Origin of the sequence: Dysgonomonas mossii DSM 22836 (assembly GCF_000213575.1) — a bacterium.
GTDB classification, from domain to species: Bacteria; Bacteroidota; Bacteroidia; order Bacteroidales; family Dysgonomonadaceae; genus Dysgonomonas; species Dysgonomonas mossii.
Window position 1 is genome coordinate 529305 of the sequence record NZ_GL892004.1, and the last position, 22197, is coordinate 551501.

17 protein-coding genes are annotated in these 22197 nt (G+C 38.4%); 12 read left to right on the top strand and 5 right to left on the bottom strand.

Translation table 11 applies throughout. From position 1 onward, the window contains the following. The first annotated feature begins 187 nt into the window (after positions 1-187). From HMPREF9456_RS02280 to HMPREF9456_RS02310, 7 genes are all read left to right on the top strand, one after another. The gene (locus HMPREF9456_RS02280) at positions 188-1600 is read left to right on the top strand and encodes a S8 family peptidase (protein ID WP_006841835.1); all 1413 of its coding nucleotides are present in this window, start codon (positions 188-190) and stop codon (positions 1598-1600) included. After that, positions 1597-2964, top strand: a complete 1368-nt coding sequence (gene xseA / locus HMPREF9456_RS02285; protein ID WP_006841836.1) for an exodeoxyribonuclease VII large subunit — start codon at positions 1597-1599, stop codon at positions 2962-2964. The genes HMPREF9456_RS02280 and xseA overlap by 4 nt, the downstream gene beginning before the upstream one ends. Positions 2965-2990: 26 nt before the next feature. Then, positions 2991-4112, top strand: a complete 1122-nt coding sequence (locus tag HMPREF9456_RS02290) for a TlpA disulfide reductase family protein (RefSeq protein ID WP_006841837.1) — start codon at positions 2991-2993, stop codon at positions 4110-4112. A gap of 95 nt (positions 4113-4207) precedes the next feature. Beyond that, positions 4208-5203, top strand: a complete 996-nt coding sequence (locus tag HMPREF9456_RS02295) for a WG repeat-containing protein (protein ID WP_245530978.1) — start codon at positions 4208-4210, stop codon at positions 5201-5203. A 91-nt stretch (positions 5204-5294) separates the two neighbouring features. Further along, positions 5295-5492, top strand: coding sequence for an exodeoxyribonuclease VII small subunit (gene xseB, locus HMPREF9456_RS02300; RefSeq protein ID WP_006841839.1), 198 nt, complete (start codon positions 5295-5297; stop codon positions 5490-5492). Further along, positions 5489-6160 carry a 2-C-methyl-D-erythritol 4-phosphate cytidylyltransferase gene (locus tag HMPREF9456_RS02305; RefSeq protein ID WP_006841840.1) on the top strand — a complete coding sequence of 224 codons (672 nt, stop codon included), beginning with the start codon at positions 5489-5491 and terminating at the stop codon, positions 6158-6160. Before xseB ends, HMPREF9456_RS02305 begins: the two co-directional genes overlap by 4 nt. A 149-nt stretch (positions 6161-6309) precedes the next feature. Next, positions 6310-7377, top strand: coding sequence for a M20 family metallo-hydrolase (locus HMPREF9456_RS02310; RefSeq protein WP_006841841.1), 1068 nt, complete (start codon positions 6310-6312; stop codon positions 7375-7377). Here the strand turns inward: HMPREF9456_RS02310 and HMPREF9456_RS02315 are convergent, their stop codons facing one another. From HMPREF9456_RS02315 to HMPREF9456_RS02325, 3 genes are all read right to left on the bottom strand, one after another. Further along, positions 7378-9345 carry a KUP/HAK/KT family potassium transporter gene (locus HMPREF9456_RS02315; RefSeq protein ID WP_006841842.1) on the bottom strand — a complete coding sequence of 656 codons (1968 nt, stop codon included), beginning with the start codon at positions 9343-9345 and terminating at the stop codon, positions 7378-7380. It abuts the gene before it with no gap. A 123-nt stretch (positions 9346-9468) separates the two neighbouring features. Continuing rightward, a complete protein-coding gene (locus tag HMPREF9456_RS02320; RefSeq protein WP_006841843.1) occupies positions 9469-11241 on the bottom strand; it encodes an ABC transporter ATP-binding protein in 1773 nt (590 codons plus the stop codon). Positions 11242-11245: 4 nt separating this feature from the next. Beyond that, positions 11246-12970 (bottom strand): ABC transporter ATP-binding protein, encoded by a 1725-nt coding sequence (locus HMPREF9456_RS02325; protein WP_006841844.1) that lies wholly within the window; start codon positions 12968-12970, stop codon positions 11246-11248. Between the two features lie 350 nt (positions 12971-13320). On the opposite strand from HMPREF9456_RS02325, the gene HMPREF9456_RS02330 reads away from it, so the two are divergent. The 4 genes from HMPREF9456_RS02330 to HMPREF9456_RS02345 all read left to right on the top strand — a co-directional run bounded on the left by HMPREF9456_RS02330 (position 13321) and on the right by HMPREF9456_RS02345 (position 17088). Then, entirely contained in the window at positions 13321-14142 is an 822-nt protein-coding gene (locus tag HMPREF9456_RS02330) for an AraC family transcriptional regulator (protein ID WP_006841845.1), read from the top strand. Between the two features lie 96 nt (positions 14143-14238). Next, positions 14239-14586 (top strand): VOC family protein, encoded by a 348-nt coding sequence (locus tag HMPREF9456_RS02335; RefSeq protein ID WP_006841846.1) that lies wholly within the window; start codon positions 14239-14241, stop codon positions 14584-14586. Positions 14587-14834: 248 nt separating this feature from the next. After that, positions 14835-15413, top strand: coding sequence for a helix-turn-helix domain-containing protein (locus HMPREF9456_RS02340; RefSeq protein WP_006841847.1), 579 nt, complete (start codon positions 14835-14837; stop codon positions 15411-15413). Positions 15414-15435: 22 nt separating this feature from the next. Then, positions 15436-17088, top strand: a complete 1653-nt coding sequence (locus HMPREF9456_RS02345) for an AMP-binding protein (protein ID WP_006841848.1) — start codon at positions 15436-15438, stop codon at positions 17086-17088. A 52-nt stretch (positions 17089-17140) separates the two neighbouring features. Here the strand turns inward: HMPREF9456_RS02345 and HMPREF9456_RS02350 are convergent, their stop codons facing one another. Together HMPREF9456_RS02350 and prfB are read right to left on the bottom strand one after the other, a co-directional pair. Continuing rightward, positions 17141-19909 (bottom strand): alpha/beta hydrolase family protein, encoded by a 2769-nt coding sequence (locus HMPREF9456_RS02350; protein WP_006841849.1) that lies wholly within the window; start codon positions 19907-19909, stop codon positions 17141-17143. A 26-nt stretch (positions 19910-19935) separates the two neighbouring features. Beyond that, positions 19936-21049, bottom strand: a protein-coding gene (gene prfB, locus HMPREF9456_RS02355) for a peptide chain release factor 2 (protein ID WP_147591709.1) whose coding sequence is annotated in 2 segments (ribosomal slippage) — positions 19936-20985 and positions 20987-21049 — 1113 coding nt in all. Because the reading frame shifts where the segments join, the coding sequence is not laid out codon by codon here. 196 nt (positions 21050-21245) lie between these two features. On the opposite strand from prfB, the gene coaA reads away from it, so the two are divergent. After that, a complete protein-coding gene (gene coaA, locus HMPREF9456_RS02360) occupies positions 21246-22187 on the top strand; it encodes a type I pantothenate kinase (RefSeq protein WP_006841851.1) in 942 nt (313 codons plus the stop codon). Positions 22188-22197: the final 10 nt, after the last annotated feature.

Below are 22197 nucleotides of genomic sequence, written 5' to 3' on the forward strand. Positions count from 1 at the left end.
TAAGATATTACCTCTTTTTCTATTTTATGATTTAGATACTTTAAGTTGTTTAAGTTTTTCATAACATAAACTTTCCTTAAATCATTAATATATTCTATTTACTTCCTATATTTTACAAATAACGATACATCTTATACCAACTAAAAGCTATTATCCTTATTTTTGTATAAAACATACGAATAAAGATATGAAAAGAACTACATTTTTTGTTTGCTTCTTGCTAGCAGCTTCACTTTCTGTATTCTCTCAGGAATATAACTATAAATTCCGCCTTACACTCAAGGATAAAAAAAGCGATTATTCTATTGATAAGCCGGAAGACTTTCTGTCCGCTAAGTCGCTTGAAAGGAGACAGAAATATAATATAAAGATCGATGAAACCGACCTTCCGATATCTAAAGAGTATATAAAAGCGATTGAAAGTATTGGAGGAAAAGTTGTAGCACAGAGCAAGTGGCAGCGAACCGTTGCCGTTCATTGTTCGGATAGTACAATGGTTGATAAGTATAAGGCGTTGCCTTTTGTGTCGGATGCATTGTTTGTATGGAGAGGTAAGCCGGTAGAAGAAACAAAGAAGGATAGTATAATCGCCTATCCGGCTGTGGAAACTGTAGTGTTTGGTGATTATTACGCAAGAGGAAAAAACAATATCAAAATTAATAACGGACAATACCTTCATGATTCGGGGTATAAAGGTAAAGGGATGACAATTGCTGTAATCGATGCCGGCTTTAATCATTTACCTCAAATCGCAATGCTAGACAATTTGGATATCAAAGGATACAAAGGCTTTGTTTACGAAAATGAAGATATGTTTAATAGAGCCAACCAGCATGGATTAAATGTGTTGTCTTGCATTGGGACGAATAAGCCTATGCAGTTTGTGGGAACAGCTCCTGAAGCTAGTTTTTGGTTGCTGGGATCTGAAGATGCTCGCAGTGAGTATCCTATAGAAGAGGATTACTGGGCAGCAGCTATCGAGTTTGCCGATAGTGTTGGCGTTAATATAGTAAATACATCGCTCGGTTATAATAGTTTCGACTATCCGGCAAAAAGCTATACACATGAAGACCTGACAGGAAGAACGGCTCTTATATCCCGTGCGGCTGATGCTGCAGCAAAGAAAGGAATATTGGTCGTTATCAGTGCGGGTAATTCTGGAGATTCGGAATGGGAGAAAATAACTCCGCCGTCCGATGCCTTCAATATATTGACGGTAGGTGCTGTTCAGAAAGACTCTGTTATAGCTCCGTTTAGCTCAAGAGGCTTGACCGAGGATCTTAGGATAAAACCCGATGTAATGGCTCTCGGACAAGGAGCAACGGTAGTGGGAGACAATGGGTTGGTTACATATAAAAGTGGAACTTCTTTCTCTTCACCTATTATGTGCGGTATGGTAGCTTGCCTGTGGCAGGCTTTTCCTGCATTGACCAACAAGGAGATAATAGAGGTGGTAAGGCAATCTTCTGATATTTATGAGCATCCGAACAGGGATTATGGTTATGGTATTCCCGATATGAAGAAAGCGATGGAGATAGCACAACAGTTGGTTGATAAAAAAACAGCAGTGCAACAGCCGCTAAAGAAAGGAAAGAAATGAACCGTCCTGCAATCTCTCTTTATGAATTGAATAATCTCATCAAGGGTGTCTTGAAAGAGACCCTTCCCGAAGTGTTTTGGATTCGTGCTGAGACAAGCGATGTGCGTGTCAATCAGAATGGACATTGCTACCTCGAGTTCATAGAGAAGGATATAAACGGGCGAGCCTTGATTGCTAAAGCCCGGGGAATGATATGGGCAAATACGTTTTATATACTCAAGGCGTATTTCGAGAACACGACAAAACAGACCTTTTCATCGGGGCTGAAAGTGCTGGTTCAGGTAAGTGTTGAGTTTCATGAACTATACGGATTCACGCTTACGGTTCACGATATCGATCCCACTTATACACTCGGAGATCAGGCGCTGAATAGAGCCGCAATAATAAAACAATTGGAAGAAGACGGAGTTCTTTCCTTAAATAAAGAACTCGAATTGCCTATTCCTACAAATAAGATTGCCATAATATCTTCTCCCACAGCTGCAGGATATGAGGATTTTCTCGATCAATTGGCAAATAATCCTTATGGATTTATTTTTTATACCAAGTTATTTCCGGCTCTCATGCAAGGTGAGCGCACCGAGAGTTCTATAATCTCAGCATTGGAGCGTATTTATGAATATCAGGATTGTTTCGATGCCGTAGTTATTATTCGGGGAGGAGGAGCAACTTCGGATTTGAGCAGCTTTGATTCTTATCTTTTGGCAGCAAGCTGTGCACAGTTTCCTTTGCCTGTAATAACAGGAATAGGGCATGAGCGGGACGATACGGTTCTGGATATCGTAGCGCATACACGCATGAAGACGCCCACTGCTGTTGCGGAATTCTTGATCGGGAATATTGCAGAAACAGCGATGGAATTGGACGAAATGGCTCATGATATTGTCTCTGTCGTTACGCAAAGACTACAGGATGAGGCTGTACGTTTAAGCGTTTTTGAAACAAAGAATACATTCTTACTTAAAGCATGGCTCAAAGAGCAGGATACAATTCTATCCTCTGCAAAGAATGTTTTGATAAGAGGTTTGCAAAGTTCACATAAAGAAAATCATAGTAAGTTGTCTTCGTTCCAGGATATTCTTATCAGGGAATCGCAGCAATTAAACAAAGAGAGTATAAACAATCTTACAGTGTTTGAGAATACTTTAAAACGAGTTGCTTTGCAAAAGTTTAAGGATGAAAATACACAATTGGACATGTTTGAAAAACATCTTCTTTTGGCGTCGCCCGAGAATATTCTGAAAAAAGGATATACCTTGACCATGAAAGATGGGAAAGTGATAAAGCAAAGTAGCGCAGTGAAAAAAGGGGATAAACTGACCACCGTGTTTGCTGATGGGAAGCTTGATTCTATAGTGAAATAAATAAATTTCAGAAATATCATATAGGTATGAAAAAAAGTATTTTGTTAACCTGTATTATTTTTTTTCTTATTAGTTGTAAAAATAACAATCCGGATAGTTTTTTACTAAAAGGGTCGATTGAAGGGGTTAATCATGGATTGGCCTATTTGAAGTATACGATTGAAGGAGAAAATCAGTGGGTCGAAATTAAAGATTCTGCAAAAATAGAATCCGGAAAATTTACCTTCGAAGGTAAAACGAAGACACCTTCCTTTGCTACTTTAGTCGTGAATGATGTGAATATTCGTTTTTTTGTTGAACCATCAAAAATTCAAATCAAGATTTTGAATGATAGCTTAAATAGCTTTGATGTAGAAGGGTCGAAGACCCAAAAAGAATATGAACTTTTATTTAATGAAGATCTTAAAGCGTTGTCTAAAGAATTTATACATGTTCAGATAAAACCCGATACTTCTGTGGAAAAGAAAAGAGTTGTTGATGCTATAGTGAAGTCTCAAAAAGAATTTATTATGAAATATACTGATTCATATATAGCCCCACAACTTATACGAGATTTGCTATTTTCTAAAATGATAAATGTCAAGGACGCTAGATATTTATATATGTATTTAGGCGATAGCCTAAAAAATACTTTGCGAGGAAAGGACGTTGATTATTACATACAAGGCAAAGAAAATACACAAATAGGAAGTGTCGCTCCTGATTTTAGTGCTCCTGATATCAAAGGAGAAGTCGTAAAATTGTGTGAGTATAGAGGGAAATATGTACTACTTGATTTTTGGGCTAGTTGGTGTACGTATTGTATTGAAGGAATGACTCATCTGAAGAAAATACAAGAGAAATATAAAAATAAAAATTTTGCAATAATTGGAATCTCAAAAGATGATAATAAAGCAGATTGGATTAATTCAATAGAAAAATATGAATTGAATCGCTGGTCTCAGGTCTCTTATGTTCAGAGTTTTGATGCCCATTCTCTTGGAATGATAAATAGAGATGATATAAATCAAAGATATCAGGTCAATGGAATTCCACAATATTATCTTCTTGATGAAAACGGCAAAATCATAGGGTCTTGGTTTGGATATAGTGAAAGCAACAAGCAAAATATGGATAAAATGCTTGATGATATTTTTATGAACAAATAAGATTTATTTATAAAACGATTATTAAATTTAAAGACTTGAAAAATATCAATAACAATATAATACCCTTCTCCTACGCATTCAGTTTTCAAGAGGGGATGGCACACATTATACGAAAATCGGGGACAGGGTTTATTAATAAATTCGGAGAATTGGTTGTTCCTTGTATTTATGAAATGGCTTTTAGTTATTCCGAAGGCTTGGTAATGGTGCAAAAGAAGGGAAAATGCGGATATCTTGATAAAGCCGGTAACGAGGTTATTCCTATCGAGTATGAAGATGCTGATGTGTTTTCGAATGGATTAGCCGGGGTATGCAAGGATGGTAAGTGGGGATTTATCGATAAAAAGGGAGAATCGGTGATCCCTTGCCGTTATGATCGGATAAACTGCTTTTCGGAAGATCTTTGTGGTGTTTTTAAGGATGGTAAAGCCGGAATAATAGACAAACAGGGTAACGAAGTTGTGCCATTTGTTTATGATGATATCTTCGAGTTTAGCGAAGGGCTTATTTGTGTTTGCAAAGATGAAAAATGCGGATTTATCGATACTTTTGGTAATGAAGTTATTCCCTTTATATATGATCGTTCGGAAGGTGTAAAATGTAAAGATGGTCTGATTTGTATCGCTAAAGATAAGAAGTGGGGAGTGATCGACAAGGTCGGTAATGAAAGAGTTTCTTTTATATATGACGATATTGCATCCCAATATTCAGAAGGATTAGCGTATGCCAATTTAAACGGAAAATACGGCTTTATTAATGAAAGTGGAGAGGAAATTATTCCTTTTATATATGAGGACTTATCTATTTTCTCAGAAGGGCTTGCCGCTGCAAAGATGGGTAGCAAATGGGGATTTATAAACAAGGAAAATAAAGTACTTGTGTCCCTTATTTATGAGAGGGTCTATTCTTTTTCCGATGGATTGGCTTTGATTATGGAGAAAGGGAGAAATGCTTATTTTATAGATAAGTTTGGAGAGGTAAATATTGCACTCAAGAGAAGTTATACACTTCTTGAAAAACTGAAGTTCGCAATACTCTCCTTGGCTGTTGCTACGGTTATATATATGCTGATTAAATCAATCTTCGGTTAATAGACTTGGAATAAAAAAAAGAACAATTGTGTTCGGTTGGTAATAAATGATAGAAATAATTATAATTTGTTCTTGTAACTAATAATAAATTATGGCAAAGAAAGAGCAAACATACGGAGAAGCAATGCAAGAATTGCAGGACATTATGGGCAGTATCGAAAATGAAGATTTGGATGTAGATATCCTTCTCGAAAAAGTAAAAAAAGCGGCAACCCTCATTAAGTTTTGTAAAGATAAGTTGCAAAAAACGAATGTAGAAATACAAAAGATTCTGGACGAAATAGAATGAAAAAAAATGTCATTATAGTAGCCGGAGGAAAAGGGCTGCGCATGGGTAATGATTTGCCGAAACAGTTTATTCCTATCGGCGGTAAACCCGTTCTTATGCATACAATAGAGGCTTTCTATCGGTTTGATGAGGATATAAATATTGTTTTGGTGTTGCCTGACTCTCATCAGGAGTATTGGAAAAGCCTGTGCGAAGAATATAACTTCACGATAGAACATGCAATTGCCAATGGAGGAGAAACTCGCTTTCATTCAGTGAAAAACGGATTGGCTCTTGTGGCTGACGGATTGGTTGGTGTGCAAGACGGAGTTCGCCCTTTTGGCTCGGAAGAGATGATAAAGCGGTGTTTTGATGCTGCGAGAGAATACCCTGCTGTTATACCTGTTATAGACTCTACCGACAGCCTCAGGGAAGTTGTTGATGAGGATAAAAGCCGCATTGTTGATCGGTCTAAGATACGGTTGGTGCAAACGCCTCAGGTCTTCGAGGTGGATATTCTTAAAAAAGCGTATCAAACGGACTTCAAAGAAACATTTACCGATGATGCTTCGGTTGTAGAAGCGATGGGCGTAAATGTCCATCTTGTAAAAGGGGAAGTAACCAATATAAAGATCACTACGCCGTTGGACTTAAAGATCGGCGAACTGATTGTACGTGATAAAGAATAAAGTGTGTATCCTTTGTTCGAATAGCTATAATAAATACTTAATATTATCTAATATAAGAGCTTGATGCGCTTCAATAATAGAAAAAGTAACAACTCAAAACAATGGAAAAAGTGTCACTTTTGTCACCTTTTCACTAAAATATAAAATCTATGGAACAAGATATTGATGCTTTATACTACAATGCAGTTGATCTATTGAAGGAAATGATAAGTACTCCATCTTTCAGTAGAGAGGAGCATCATGTAGCAGAAGTAATAATTTCGTGCATGCGTAAGATGGGATTTTCTCCCGATAGAAAGGGAAATAATCTTTGGATTCGGAACAAGGATTTTGATTCTTCAAAACCTACTATTCTGCTCAATTCGCACATGGATACTGTTCGTCCTGTATCCGGCTGGACAAAAGACCCTTTCTTTCCCGAGGAAGACGGAGATACACTTTACGGATTGGGAAGTAACGATGCAGGAGCCAGCTTGGTGTGCTTGTTACATGCTTTCTTTATGTTGGCACAAAAGAAACAAGATTATAATCTGATTTTCTTAGCATCGTGCGAAGAAGAGGTTTCCGGTAATGGTGGAGCTGAAGCTGTTGTTCCCGAACTTCCGGAGATTACGTTTGGTATTGTGGGTGAGCCTACTCAGATGAATCCTGCTATTGCGGAGAAAGGTCTCTTAGTGCTTGATTGTACTTCATACGGAAAAGCGGGACACGCTGCACGTAACGAAGGAGAGAATGCGATTTATAAGGCGATCAAAGATATCGAATGGTTTAGGACGTACGAGTTTCCGCAGACAAGCGATTTGCTTGGGCCTGTAAAGATGACTGTAAGTATGGTGAGTGCAGGAACACAGCATAATGTAGTACCCGACAAGTGTCACTTTGTTGTGGATGTAAGAAGCAATGAATTGTATAGCAACGAAGAACTTTATCATATTATAGATAAGCATACAGACTGTGAAGTAAAACCCCGGTCTTTTCGCCTGAATTCATCGAGAATTTCTCTCGAAAATCCGTTTGTTCAACGTGCTATTATCATTGGAAAAACTCCTTATGGATCGCCTACGTTGTCTGATCAGACATTTATGCCTTTTCCTACCTTGAAGATGGGACCCGGAGACTCAGCCCGCTCGCATACAGCAAACGAATATATCCATTTGAGTGAGATAAGGGAGGCTATAGAGCTTTATGTGAAGCTGCTGGACGGACTTCGAGTTTAACTACTCCGCTTCATTTGCTTGGTTCAGCAAGTCTTTCAGTTGCTCCTCGGTATGGTCTACTTGCCTTAATGGTACAGTCTCAACAACAGCAAGAGATGGGTCTATATCATACATCTGTGTGTCTGAGGTTGTTAATCTCTTTACAAGGTTGTAGCATCCTAAGATAATCTGTCTTGAAGGGTTCATGTGCACATTGCGGAATATGCGGTCTACAATCATAAACTTAAAATCTCCTCGTTTCTCTTTAGCATCCTGCATAGATGGATATCGAGACGTTAGATCTACAAGACCTAGTCGTTCCAACTCGTTGGTTATCAAGTTTACATATTTGTCTGTGTGTATTCCTAGTTTAAACCCTGCACGGATATTGACACGGAAAATTTTCTTAGGGGCATATATCGTTGTTTCGTAACTGAATTCATAAGGTTCATCGGTTCTTTTTATTCTTACAAACCAGTATGTATCAGCACGTTTTGGTGTCCGTTTAAATAGAGAATAAGCAATCTTGCTCTCTAAAAAGTTCTTATTATTGGCTTTTACTATATACACCAGATGGGTCGCTGCTTTAGGTATAGTTGTGTCGTCACTTATCTTTAATAGCTGGCTGACGTAATGTTCATCCACCTGATCATAAACTGTATAGTGGCGTTTAATACGGCGTCCGTTATACCATGAATACATCAGAAGGAGTAGTACTCCTGCAATTATAATAGGTATAAATCCTCCATGTGCAAACTTTTGCATATTTGCGAAGAAGAAGCTGAGTTCTATGATAACGAAGAATAGAGTGAGTGGAATGGTAAACCACAGAGGTCTCTTCTTTTTCATAAAATAAAGGAATAGCAAGGCGCTGGTCATCAACATGCTGAGGGTGATGGCTAGACCATAGGCCGCTTCCAGTTTCATCGAAGATTGCATTGTGAGTATGATGATAAGGCAGAGTACCATCATCATGTAGTTGATAGAGGGGATGTATAATTGTCCTTTGATATCTGTCGGGTATTGTATTTTTACATTCGGCCAGATATTCAGGGATATAGCTTCACTGATAACGGTGAAAGACCCACTTATCAATGCTTGGCTGGCAATAATTGCCGCCACAGTAGCCATTATTACACCTGTGAGTCTGAACCATTCGGGCATCATCGAAAAAAACGGATTTACATCAGGGGTGACATGTCCGCTATTAATAATCCATGCTGCCTGTCCTAAGTAGTTGAGTATAAGTGCTGCTTTAACATAGATCCATGAAATGCGTATGTTTTTCAGTCCACAATGCCCTAAGTCTGAATACAAGGCTTCTGCTCCTGTTGTACACAGAAAGATAGCACCAAGTATAATCATCGCCTGTGGTACTTCTATCAAAAAGCGAATGGCATACATGGGATTAAAAGCTCTGAATACACTCAGGTCGTGTACTACCTGACTTAGACCCATTACAGCCATCATCGTAAACCAGATGATCATCAGTGGCCCGAAGTATCTTCCCAAAGAGCCTGTCCCGAAGGGTTGTACCAGAAATAGGATGAGTACTATAGCTACAGTAATAGGTATAACCGGTATATGCGGAGCGATTGGTTGAAGCCCTTCTACGGCAGACATCACGGTCATGGCAGGAGTTATAATGCCATCGGCAAGTAATGTGGCTGCACCGATACCGGCAAGGATATAAGCCCAACGGTATTTTTGCCGGATAAGGGCATATAAAGAAAGAATACCACCTTCGCCTTTATTATCGGCACGAAGGGTGATGATGACATATTTAAGTGTGGTTTGAATTGTCAAAGTCCATATCACACAAGATATAGCACCGAGAATATATTCCGCATGGTTGTGTTGTCCCGCAGGTAGTGTGTTCAAGATAGCTCTCATCACATATAAAGGCGATGTACCAATATCTCCAAATACGATACCTATTGCTAAAACGACACCTAATGCGCTAAACGGAACTTTGTGATTCTCTTTCATTATTCTAATTCGAAAATTGGGCTAAAAGTACAAGATTATTTAAATATGAGAATAAGATATATTGTTAATTTTACTCCTTTGGGTTTCTATCTGATTATTATAGGGGTTTTTAGTATAACTTCACTAAAATTCTTCAAACTGTTCCTGATACAGACTGTAATACTTCCCTTTGAGGTTAAGTAGCTCTGTATGTGTGCCCTGTTCTATTATCTGGCCATCATCGAGTACGAGTATTTTGTCTGCATTACGCACTGTAGAAAGCCTGTGTGCTATGATAATGCTGGTACGTCCTTCCATTAGCTTGTCCAGTCCTTTTTGTATAAGCAGTTCGCTGCGGGTATCGATGTTGCTGGTAGCCTCGTCTAGCAAAAGGATAGGAGGGTCTGCAATAGCTGCTCGTGCTATATTTAATAGCTGTCGCTGCCCCTGGCTCAAATTTGCCCCATCATTTTCGAGCATCGTATGATATCCTTTTGGGAGCCGCTTGATGAACGAATGCGCCGCGGTTAGTTTTGCTGCTTGTATTACATCTTCATCTGTGGCTTCGGGGTGTCCAAAACGGATATTCTCACATACCGTTCCTGTGAATAAATGGGTGTCTTGTAGTACGATAGCCATCGACTGCCTGAGGCTTTCTCTCTTTATATCATGTATCGATATACCATCTATGGTTATTTCTCCCGATTTAATGTCGAAGAAGCGGGGAAGCATATTCAATATAGTTGTCTTTCCTGCGCCTGTTTCCCCCACTAACGCTATTTTCGTCCCTGGTGTTGCATGTAGTGATACTCCTTTTAGGATTAGTTTGTCTTGTTTGTATCCAAAATAGACATCTTTCATTTCCAGATCACCTTTCACATCGTTGAGGCTTATCGCATTGGGAGCATCTTCTTGTTCCGGAGCCTCATCTATTACCTGAAAGATACGTTCTGCTCCTGCCATTGCCGCTTGTATGCTATTGTAAAGGCTGGCAAGCTCATTTATTGGACGACCAAACTGACGGGAATATTGAAGAAATGCGGCCAATCCACCGACATCAAACCCTCTGAATATAGCAAGTAGCCCACCGACTATAGTAACAACAACAAAGTTTAAAGTATTAAGATTTTGCATCACAGGCATCATCATTCCCGAGTAAAATTGTGCTTTTTTTGATTTCTCATTTAGCTTTTGATTCAGTTGTTTGAAGTCCTGTTCTACCTTTTTCTCATAGCCGAATACTTTGATCACCTTTTGCCCGCTAATCATTTCTTCTATATACCCATTTGCGTCTCCCAGTGTATCTTGTTGTGCTTTGAAGTATTTCTTGCTTCGTTTTACGATCGTTTTGGCACTAAGGAACATGAGAGGGATGGTAATCAGGGTAGCTAAAGTTAGTATAGGGCTTATATAGATCATGAGTGAGAATATCCCTATCAGCATCAGTGCGCTGGTCAGCATATCCGATAAGCTATCAGTAAGAGCATTGCTCACCTGATCTATGTCATTTGTATATCGGCTCATGATGTCGCCATGCTGATGGGTGTCAAAATACTTAATAGGCAGCTTTTCCATCTTCTTGAACAGATCTGTACGCATACGGGTTACTGCACGCTGGCCTATTCTATTTAATAGCCTGTATTGTATATATATAGCGGCTACACCTATCAGATATATAACACCGAGAATAATAAGTATATGCAGCAGTCCTTCATAGTTGCCCGGTATGATATAATTGTTGATGATAGGACGTATCATATATGAACCAACAAGATTGCACCCGATGCTGATAATGATAAGGGAACCGATAACGATCAAAAGGTTTTTATCCTTCGCAAGATATGCCATTAGCCTGAAGAAGGTTTTCCTAACCTCTGTCGGCTTACCGCTCTGTTTGTAGTGATCTCCGTGTGCCATATCCTCAGTAGACTATTTGTTGAGAGTTGTATATTTCCTGATACAGCTTCGATTTTTCTATTAGTTCGTCAGGTTTACCAATAGCATCTATCTCACCATCTTCCAGTACTATCACTCTGTCGGCTGATTGCATTGTATTGATACGTTGTGTGATAATAAAGACAGTTGTTCCTTTTAATAGATTGTTAAGATTATATCTGATTTTCTGTTCGGTCTCCGTATCCACAGCACTTGTACTATCATCCAATATAAGGATTTTGGGCTTACGTAATAGTGCACGTGCAATACAAATCCGTTGCTTTTGTCCTCCTGAAACATTAATGCCTCCACGTCCCAAAAGAGTGTTATATCCATCTGTGAAAGATATGATGAAATCGTGTGCTTGAGCTGCTTTTGCCGCTTCTTCTATTTCCTCTATTGTTGCATCGGGTCGTCCCCAGCGGAGATTATCTATAATTGTTCCGGTGAAGAGTTCATTTTTTTGCAGTACCATACCTATTTCGGCATGCAATTCTTTCAGATTATAATCCTTTACATTAACTCCATCTATGAGAATCTCTCCTGCTGTAACATCGTATAGTCGTGGGATAAGCTGAAGCATGGAACTCTTTGCCGACCCTGTTGCTCCTACTACAGCGATTGTTTCACCTTGTTTTATGTGGAAATTAATATCCTTCAATACATCGTTTTCACCGCCATTATAACGGAAAAAGACATTACTGAAAGTAACTTCTCCCTTTGTTATTTTATGCTTGTTTGATAAGCCTTCTTCGGTATTTGCAAGAGAGGGTTCTGTATTCATTACTTCGAGTATGCGCTCTGATGAGGCCGAAGCTCTCGCTATATTTACAATCACCATCGAGAGGAACATTAAAGCCATCAGTATTTGTGTCATGTAATTGACAAAAGAAATAAGCTCTCCCACTTTAAGGTTACCTTCTATCGCTTTTGCTCCGCCTACCCAAAGGATTACGATAACAGATACATTCATTATCAGTTGCATGACAGGAAATATTGCTATCACAACATTAGACGCATTCACTACCATATCTTGCAGGTCATGGCTTCTCTTCTCAAATTTCTTAGTTTCAAAATCCTCCCTTACAAATGATTTAACGACACGGATATTGATCAGGTTCTCTCTTACCACGGCATTGAGTTGATCAATCTTTTGTTGTACTTTCATAAAGAGTGGAAGCCCTTTATACATGATGAGGAAAATGCTAATACTAAGTATAGGTACAACTCCCAACATGATAAAAGCAAGATCGGTATTTATTTTTATAACAAAGAAAAAAGACATAACCAACATTAACGGCGAACGTAACAACAAGCGCATACTCATTAGTGCAACTTGCTGTATACGGGTGATATCGTTTGTTAGACGTGTGATTAATGAAGCGGAATTAAATCTATCGATTTCTGTAAAAGAAAGCTGCTGTATTTTCGAAAATAATTTGCTCCTAAGATCTGTGCCAAATCCGATGGATGCTTGAGAAGATACATATACATTAATGATGCTTACAACAAGTCCCAGAATGGATATCCCCACCATGTATGCTCCAATTTCAGTAATGACAGATAGGTTACGGTGCACAACCCCATCGTCTACAATCTTTGCCATAAACCAAGGCTGTATTGTTTCACACAGTACGGTGATCAATACAAGAACCGGGCTTATAATGAGGCTTGTTTTGTACTTCTTTAGTATCTGCCAATATATTTTCATATATGTATAATCTGTTAAGACCAGATATTGTTCAACAATTATTTTATTTGTATGGCAAAAATAGGAATAACTTCTTAAACTTATTTATATTCGAGGAATCTCTTGCTCTTCATAAAATGACCATTTGCAAAAATAATAATACACCGGTTCCTATTTAGAATAGTCTTTTAGGTAACATTTGCTATTGAAAGCCTGTTTTTACCAAGTAAAAATGTTATTAAATATCTCTTTTACATCATGTTTTCGTTTACGGTCCTTCCATAATAAACTTTTTTCAATATATTGGCATTGGTTATGCAAATAAATTTTTTGCAACAATTCAATGAAATTTAAACAATCTCTTAGCAAAAATGCAGTACGAAACATTTGAACCAAGCAATGTCCTTAAGTCATTAGTTAAATGTTACTGGACGTTGGAAGTCCCTGCCGAAAATAACGCAGACAAACAACGAATTGTGCCCGATGGCTGTTTGGAAATGGCTTTTATTCTCGGTGATGATATTAGACGTTTTACTTCCGAATGTGAATTTATCCTTCAACCACGTGCAATGGTGCTTGGTCATACCACTGACCCTTTTTACATTAAACCAACAGGATATGTAAATACTTTTGCTGTTCGTTTCTATCCTTATGGTTTTGCAAATTTTGTAAAAACGTCTATCAAAAATCTTGCAAATAAGGAAACCCCGATCACTGAGCTTTTTGAAGAAACAAAAGCAAACGATTTGGAACAAAACATCATTCACGCAACCGACACGCAACAAAGAATTAAGATTGTCGAGACTTTTTTATTGAACAAAATCAACGAGAAAGCCACAATCGACAATATTGTAAAATCAACTATTGATACACTTCTCCTAACAAATGGAAATTCATCGATCAGTAAAATCCTCAAAGAAAATGTATCAAAACGCAGACAATTGGAAAGAAATTTTATAAAGCAAATTGGAATCAGTCCCAAACAATTGGGGAAAGTAATCCGCTTACAAGCTGCCCTGAAAATGTTACTTAACCATAAAACCGAAACTCTCACTCAAATCGCTTACGAAAACGAATATTACGACCAGGCACACTTTATCAAAGATTTTAAAGAATTTACGGGAATCAATCCTAAAGATTTTTTAGAAGACAGGCAAAATGTGCTGTCATCCCTTTTCTATCGAAAAGATTAGTAATGTCGCATTTATACAATTTTGAAGATAAACTGTATTTTATCTTCGCAATTTCTAATCAATGTAATTAACTAAAATAATAAAAGATAAAAAATTATGCGTAATTTAATTTCAATAGTAGAGATTCCAACAACAGACTTCTCAAGAGCAGTTCATTTTTATCAAACGATCTTAGACATTACGATCGAAGAAGTCGATATGGACGGAACACAAATGGGAGTTTTGCCGAGTGACGGAGAAACCGTAAATGTAGTTTTAGTTAAAGGCAGCGATTATAAACCCACAAGTGATGGAGCGGTTCTTTATCTGAATGCAGGAAATGACTTGCAACCAATGCTCGAAAAGATAAGTAAAAATGGAGGACAAATCATTGTACAGAAAACCCCAATCACTCCTGAAATGGGATTTTTGCATTATTTATGGATACAGAAGGAAATAAGTTAGGACTTCATTCAGCACAATAAGCTGATGAAATGGAAAATATAAATTAGGGACTTAGAGCCTGTTTAAATTTCATTGAATAGTTTTTTATATTCTGGTTTAGAATTTTATTTGTGAAATAGTTGTGTTAAAGAAATATATTTATAATAGTGTTTTTTAATATCCTCTTGACTATTAGTCATACTAATTAAAGAAATATCATATTTTTGTATATTACACTAAAAATAAATAATAAACATTACTATCTATTCATGAAAACGAATAAACGCATCGGGGAGAGGATTCGCGAAATCCGCGAATCGAAATCAATATCTCTTGCTGATATGATAGAGCGTTCGGGCTTAGCCGAGAAGCAAGTTGTTGCAATAGAAGAGACTGGAGGAATTCCTTCTTTAGCTCCGCTGATAAAGATAGCCCGTGTATTAGGTGTAAGATTGGGAACTTTTCTTGATGATGTGGACGAGTCGGGTCCTGTAATATCTCGCAAAGAACAATACAACAAGAGTATAAGCTTTTCTACAAAAGATACTTCCTCTGTTAAACACATGGATTACTACTCTCTGTCTTCTACAAAATCGGGGAGGCACATGGAGCCATTTGTTATACAGATTGAGCCCATAAAAAAAGGTGTTGATTTTATTCTTTCCACGCATGAGGGTGAAGAGTTTATTTATTGCCTAGAAGGTGTTGTTGAAATAAACTATGGCACTGATGTATATTGGCTTGAAGAAGGGGATAGCATTTATTACGATTCTATCGTATCCCATCATGTGCATGCGGGAGGTGAAAGTGGAGCTAAGATTTTAGCGGTGATTTATACTCCTTTATGATAATACCTTCAAAAATCATGAAATGCAACTATCGGAAAGAACAATAGGAGAATGGCTCGAATATTGGGCAGAGAAAACTCCTGACAAAGAATATATAGTATATTCAGATAGAGATCTTCGTTTCACATGGAAAGAGTTTGACGAGCGGGTAAATAATATGGCTAAGGGGCTTTTGGCGATAGGAGTTAAGTCCGGTTCTCATGTTGGTATATGGGCTACAAACGTACCCGACTGGTTGACTTTTTTGTATGCAGGAGCCAAGATTGGAGCGGTTTTGGTTACGATCAATACCAATTATAAGCAGCACGAATTAGAATATATTGTCGATAATGCAGATATAGATACTCTTTGCATTACCGAAGGTGTTTTTGATGGAAGCTATATTGACATGGTTTATGAGATGGCTCCCGAGTTAAAAACTACTCAAAGAGGCTACCTCAATGTAGAGCGTTTCCCTAAATTGAAGAATGTCGTTTTTATCGGACAGGAAAAATATAGAGGAATGTATAATACTGCCGAGATATTGTTGTTAGGTAAAAATGTATCGTGTGATGTCTTAAATAAAACGAAGCGTACTGTAAATTGTCACGATGTCGTGAATATGCAGTATACATCAGGCACTACCGGATTCCCTAAGGGTGTCATGCTCACTCATTATAACATCGTAAATAATGGTTTTTTTACAGGCGAGGCTATGCAATTTACAGCGGATGATAAATTGTGTGTATGCGTGCCTCTGTTCCATTGTTTTGGTATTGTTTTGGCAACGATGAACTGCCTAACGCATGGTTCTACACAGGTAATGGTTGAACGTTTCGATCCGTTAGTGGTGTTGGCATCTATACATAAAGAACGATGTACGGCTTTGTACGGTGTGCCGACAATGTTTATTGCAGAGCTGAATCATCCGATGTTCAATTTATTTGATGTCAGTTCCTTGCGAACAGGAATTATGGCAGGGGCACTTTGTCCTATAGAGCTAATGCGCCAAGTAACAGAAAAGCTCCATGTAACACATATTACAAGTGTCTACGGGTTAACTGAATCTTCTCCGGGAATGACGCACTCTACTACTGAAGACCCATTTGAAGTACGCTGTACGACTGTTGGCAGGGAGTACCCTTTTACAGAAGTGAAGATTGTAAATCCTGATACAGGCGAAGAGTGTGCTATAGAAGAGCAGGGCGAGGTCTGCTGTCGTGGTTATCTTGTGATGAAAGGTTATTATAAAAATCCTGAGGCAACAAACGAAGTAATAGACAAAGATGGTTGGTTGCATTCGGGTGATTTGGGTGTCAAAGATAAGAATGGATATTATCGCATTACGGGACGTATTAAAGATATGATAATACGGGGCGGCGAGAATATTTATCCCCGTGAAATAGAAGAATATCTTTATCACATGCAAGGCATAAAGGATATTCAAGTGGCCGGAATACCTTCCGAAAAATATGGAGAGGAAGTCGGTGCTTTCATTATATTGCAAGAGGGTGCAGATCTCCTGTCTGAAGATGTAAAAGCTTTTTGTAGAGGAAAAATAGCTCGTCACAAAATTCCGAAATATATCTTTTTTGTAAATTCTTTTCCTCTAACAGGAAGTGGAAAAATACAGAAATTTAAACTTAAAGATATTGGTCTCAACTTGCTGAAGGAGCAAGGAGTGGATGTGATATAAAAAAATAGGCTGGATAATTTCCAGCCTATTTTTCTCTCTATATTAGTATCTCTTATTCCAATTCAAATCCATACGTCCTTCCTTTCTCTGTAGCTGGAACACCCGTTTTCATCCATACAGGCATTGGGTCTCCTTTGAGATAATGATCAAAGAACTGTTGCAGGCGTATACTTAAATCCTTCGAATTCTTCCGTTCTTTCAAATTATGGGCTTCGTTGTTGTACTGTAGCATCCACACAGGTTTCCCCAAACGGCGTAAAGCCATAAAATACTCTATTCCCTGATACCAAGGCACAGCATCATCGTTATCGTTGTGCATAATAAGGAGTGGAGTTTGAACCTTATCAGCAAAGAATATCGGCGAGTTTTCTTTATAAAGTTCGGGAGCTTCCCACATCGTAGCACCTATTCGAGACTGTGTTTGTTCATATTGAAACTGCCTGCTCATTCCACTGCCCCAACGTATACCTCCGTATGCACTAAACATATTGGATACGGGAGCCCCTGCGCCCGCAGCTTTAAACATATTTGTCCGTGTGATAAGATAAGCGGTTTGATATCCTCCCCAACTTTGCCCTTGTATAGCCATATTGGCTTTATCTACCCATGTGTTTTTTGCTAATTCCTCAGCACCTGATACAATCGAATTGTATGCACTTTCACCGGGGTGTCCTGTTGTGTACTGTATGTCGGGCGTGAAAACAATATAACCTCTGCTACAGTAAAACGGTATATTGATAATAGAGCGGCTTGGAGCAGGAGGGAAGTACTGATACAATTCTTCCGAATGCTTTTCGTAGAAGTAAATCATCACCGGATATTTCTTGTTCGGGTCGAAATCTTCAGGCTTGTATACTATTCCCTGTGTTGGTTTCCCATCAAATGTTGTCCACGACATCAATTCGGCGGTTCCCCAGTTGTAATCTTTCATTTGTGGATTTATATCGGAGAGCTTGCTTTCAGTTTTCCACAAATTGCTTGTAAAATATAAATCAGGTGAGGTATTAAAGTTACTTTTCGTATAAGCAAATACTTCTTTATTTTTTGCCTTTACAGGTGTGCTATAAGAGTATTTTGCTATGGTCAACGGCTTAATATTGTTTTTAGCTAATTCATAAAAGCCATTTTCTTTTGTCGTATTATCGAATGCCGAGAGAAGTAGTTTTTCGTTTGGTTTTATAAACCTACTTTCGGGATCGGTTTTGATATATCGCAATGTCACTTTCTTTTCTCGACCTAAGCCTTTTGTTATATTCTCAGGAGCTTTTATTCCTGTAGGGTCTAATTTCCAGATATCATACATGTCGTAAACAAGCAAAGCTGCGTCATTCTCCGTCCATGCTGCATATCCGTATGGAGAAGGGGCTGTAGGAATGTCGTTTTTCTCATCCCAAAAGTTGACATTCAATTTATCAGTCAAACAAACTTCCTTACCATCTGGTATAGAATAGGCATAGTACTGAAGGGTATTTATATCATACCAAGCCAGAAAGTTGCCCAGTGGTGAAAACATAAGCCTGGCTTGTAATCCGCTCTTGATCTGCTTTTTTGTATGATTGTTTAAGTCGAAAAGCCAGATGTCATTTTCCTGATTTGCACGATAATCCCATTGAGTCTTTAATTGATATTTCAGGTCTGAAGTTCCGATGGCATATTGCCCGTTATTTTCGTCAGAGATACTAACATCGGGTATTTCCTCTGTTGCTAATTGATAGAATGTGTTTGATTCCAAATCAATGTAAGACAGAAATGTTTGCTTCTGTTTCTTTTCCAGCTGTACAAGCTGTTGTGGTTGGATAAGCGGTTCTTGCCAGTGCCAGATGTCAAGCTTTGCTTTTTCGAAATCGGGAATAGTCGTGTCCTTTGGTAAGACAATAGGGGCTATTCCTAGCAACAGTCTTTTCTCATTTTTACTGAACAGTGGAGTATAATTATCACTTACAGTCCACTTTTCGGGGATGCCTGCGGTGTTCTTATCTGCAATCATTTTTGCAGAGTCTAAAGCCGGGTCAAAGTAGAAAAGATTGTAATCTTTAATTTCCTTTTTCAGACTATCTGATGTAGCTAAATAAGCCAGCTTCTTACCTGATTCGGATAAAGCAAGATTTTTATAGATTATTTTATTTATAGAAACCGTATCCTTGCTTAAATTATTCAGGTCGACAAAAAGGACACCCGGTTTATTGACCGTATCTTTTGCTGAAGGTTTCAATATTGTCGCAAAGCCTTTACCATTACGGCTAAAAATATATTCTGTCGTATTTTTTATGGTATCTTCTTTCGATGTATAAAGATTGCGGAGTACAAGCGTGAGAGCTTTGGGCTCTTTTTTATCTTTAGATTTTAATGTGTCGTCTATTGTATAAGCAATGTAATCAGAAAAATCTTTTCCTATTTTGAAGCTCTTTACATTCGGAATTTTAGAAACTACAAGTTTGTCCAGCGAAATTAAGGCTAAAGAATCTTTTGGCATCTTTTCATCGGCCGTTTTCTTTATTTTGGCTTGGCGTGTTACTGCATAAGGAGCTTTAATCTGCGCTATTATGTGTTTCTGGTCTGGTGATATGGTGTAGGTATATGCACGTGGGATTTTCAGCTCCTGCTTTGTCTTCAGATTACTAATCAGAAGATAATCATCTCCTTCTTGTTCTTTGACTACGGTCGCTGTATAAATGCCGTCATTTGTAATACTGATATTGGATATACTTTTCCACGAATCGTAGACCGTATGATCTAATACTTTCTTTTGTGCATTTCCCTGCAATGCTGATAGTACAGCAATACAGAGAAAGACACATGTTAAATATGTCTTTCTTGTCATAACTATAAGATTTATAATGAACAGAATCAGGCTTCTTCGCCGTATTCCATTAAATATTCTTTGATAAAATCATCCAGATCTCCATCCATCACGGCATTTACATTTGATGTCTGGTAATTTGTCCGGTGATCTTTTACTCGGCGGTCATCAAACACATAGCTTCGTATCTGAGAACCCCATTCTATTTTTTTCTTTCCGGCCTCTACTTTCGACTGTTCGCGGCTACGTCTCTCCAATTCCAATTCATACAATTGAGATTTCAGTAAGCGTATCGCATTGTCTTTATTTCCAAACTGAGAGCGGCTCTCTGTGTTTTCGATGACGATTTCTTTCTCTTCGCCGGTTTCAGGATCTTTGTACTTATAGTGCAGACGCACACCTGTCTCCACTTTATTAACGTTCTGTCCTCCTGCACCACTCGAACGGAATGTGTCCCATGTGATGTCAGACAGATTGATGTCAATGTCTATCGTATCGTCGACCAAAGGAACCACAAAGACAGAAGCGAACGAGGTCATACGTTTTCCTTGTGCATTGAATGGAGATACTCGTACCAAACGGTGAACTCCATTTTCGGACTTGAGATATCCGTATGCATATTCGCCTTCTACCTGCAACGTTGCTGTTTTTATACCGGCTTCATCGCCGTCTTGCCAGTTGGTTATAGTCGTTTTATACTTCTTGTCTTCGCACCAACGCTGATACATACGGAATAGCATCGAAGCCCAATCTTGTCCTTCTGTACCTCCTGCGCCACTGTTTATTTTTAATACAGCTCCTAGTTTGTCTTCCTCACGGCGGAGCATGTTTTTCAATTCGAGATTCTCTATAAGGCTTAGGGCATTTTTATATGCTTCGTCCACCTCTTCTTCGGTAGTAATACCTTCTTTCTGAAAATCGAATGCAAGCTGTAACTCATCTGTCGAGGCCTTTACTTCATTATAGCCTTCTATCCAGCCTTTCAGCCCACGTATAATTTTCATCTGGGCTTCTGCTGTTTTTGCATTATCCCAAAATCCCGGAGCTTGAGTTCTTAGCTCTTCTTCTTCGAGTTGTATTTTTTTCGCATCGACGTCAAAGATACCTCCTCAGCGCGTCCTCGCGCTCCAACACTTCTTTGAGTTGGTCTGCAGTAATCATAAGATTAATATTTAGTTGTTTCTATGTTTTTAGAGGTGCAAATGTATTAAAAAAACGTGTAAGCGACAATTTGATAAACAAATAATTAGAAAACAAACCCTATGCTGCTTATAAGAGAAAAGCTTAAAATACATAACATATAACATTCGGCTTATAACTTTTGCATACCTTTGTGGCAGTTATCAAAAGTAAACAAATGGCAACTCTTCCTATTAGCCCTTATATGATTTTCACTCGTGAACAGTGGGCTGCGTTACGTGACTCCGAACCGATGACTCTCACCTATGAGGAATTGCTAACTCTACAAGGAATTGACTACGAATTATCGATAGATGAGGTGGAAGATATTTATCTGCCTCTATCCCGTCTGTTAAGCTATTATGTACATGCACGTGCGAGCCGGCAGTCCGTATTGATGCGATTTCTCAATCAAGGAGTACAGAAGATTCCTTTTATAATAGGTATCGCAGGTAGTGTGTCGGTAGGAAAAAGTACTACTGCCCGTGTCTTGCAGGCATTGCTTAGCCGATGGAAAGAAAATACAAGAGTGTCTTTGGTAACTACAGACGGATTCCTTTATCCGAATGCTACTCTCGAAGAAAAAGGGATAATGCTGAAGAAAGGATTTCCTCAATCGTATGATATAAAGCGTCTTCTTCAATTTGTGACAGATATAAAATCAGGGAAAGATCGGGTAGAAGTGCCGAGATACTCTCACTTGGTATACGATATTATCCCTAACGAATATGATATCGTTGAGCAACCCGACATCTTGATTCTGGAAGGTCTGAATGTATTGCAAAGTGGAATGGATTATCCGAGCGAAAAGCCAAGGATATTTGTATCCGACTTTGTCGACTTCTCTATTTATGTAGATGCTGAAGAGCAGTTGCTCGAAGATTGGTATATCTCCCGTTTTATGAAATTCAGACAAGGAGCATTTACCAACCCTCGGTCTTATTTCAAGAGCTTTTCGGGGCTATCGGAGAAGGATGCGATGAAAACGGCGAAAACGATTTGGCGAGAGATTAACCGTAAAAATCTGCGCAAAAATATTCTGCCGACAAAGGAAAGAGCCAACCTGATACTTCACAAGAGAGAAGGACACTCTGTTGACTTTGTAAGGTTGAGGAAATAGTTAATAATCT

Excerpts from the sequence above, each read along its gene's own strand:
- HMPREF9456_RS02280 (WP_006841835.1), top strand. The coding sequence starts at position 188 with ATGAAAAGAACTACATTTTTTGTTTGCTTCTTGCTAGCAGCTTCACTT.
- xseA (WP_006841836.1), top strand. The coding sequence starts at position 1,597 with ATGAACCGTCCTGCAATCTCTCTTTATGAATTGAATAATCTCATCAAG.
- HMPREF9456_RS02290 (WP_006841837.1), top strand. The coding sequence starts at position 2,991 with ATGAAAAAAAGTATTTTGTTAACCTGTATTATTTTTTTTCTTATTAGT.
- HMPREF9456_RS02295 (WP_245530978.1), top strand. The coding sequence starts at position 4,208 with ATGGCACACATTATACGAAAATCGGGGACAGGGTTTATTAATAAATTC.
- xseB (WP_006841839.1), top strand. The coding sequence starts at position 5,295 with ATGGCAAAGAAAGAGCAAACATACGGAGAAGCAATGCAAGAATTGCAG.
- HMPREF9456_RS02305 (WP_006841840.1), top strand. The coding sequence starts at position 5,489 with ATGAAAAAAAATGTCATTATAGTAGCCGGAGGAAAAGGGCTGCGCATG.
- HMPREF9456_RS02310 (WP_006841841.1), top strand. The coding sequence starts at position 6,310 with ATGGAACAAGATATTGATGCTTTATACTACAATGCAGTTGATCTATTG.
- HMPREF9456_RS02315 (WP_006841842.1), bottom strand. The coding sequence starts at position 9,345 with ATGAAAGAGAATCACAAAGTTCCGTTTAGCGCATTAGGTGTCGTTTTA.
- HMPREF9456_RS02320 (WP_006841843.1), bottom strand. The coding sequence starts at position 11,241 with ATGGCACACGGAGATCACTACAAACAGAGCGGTAAGCCGACAGAGGTT.
- HMPREF9456_RS02325 (WP_006841844.1), bottom strand. The coding sequence starts at position 12,970 with ATGAAAATATATTGGCAGATACTAAAGAAGTACAAAACAAGCCTCATT.
- HMPREF9456_RS02330 (WP_006841845.1), top strand. The coding sequence starts at position 13,321 with ATGCAGTACGAAACATTTGAACCAAGCAATGTCCTTAAGTCATTAGTT.
- HMPREF9456_RS02335 (WP_006841846.1), top strand. The coding sequence starts at position 14,239 with ATGCGTAATTTAATTTCAATAGTAGAGATTCCAACAACAGACTTCTCA.
- HMPREF9456_RS02340 (WP_006841847.1), top strand. The coding sequence starts at position 14,835 with ATGAAAACGAATAAACGCATCGGGGAGAGGATTCGCGAAATCCGCGAA.
- HMPREF9456_RS02345 (WP_006841848.1), top strand. The coding sequence starts at position 15,436 with ATGCAACTATCGGAAAGAACAATAGGAGAATGGCTCGAATATTGGGCA.
- HMPREF9456_RS02350 (WP_006841849.1), bottom strand. The coding sequence starts at position 19,909 with ATGACAAGAAAGACATATTTAACATGTGTCTTTCTCTGTATTGCTGTA.
- coaA (WP_006841851.1), top strand. The coding sequence starts at position 21,246 with ATGGCAACTCTTCCTATTAGCCCTTATATGATTTTCACTCGTGAACAG.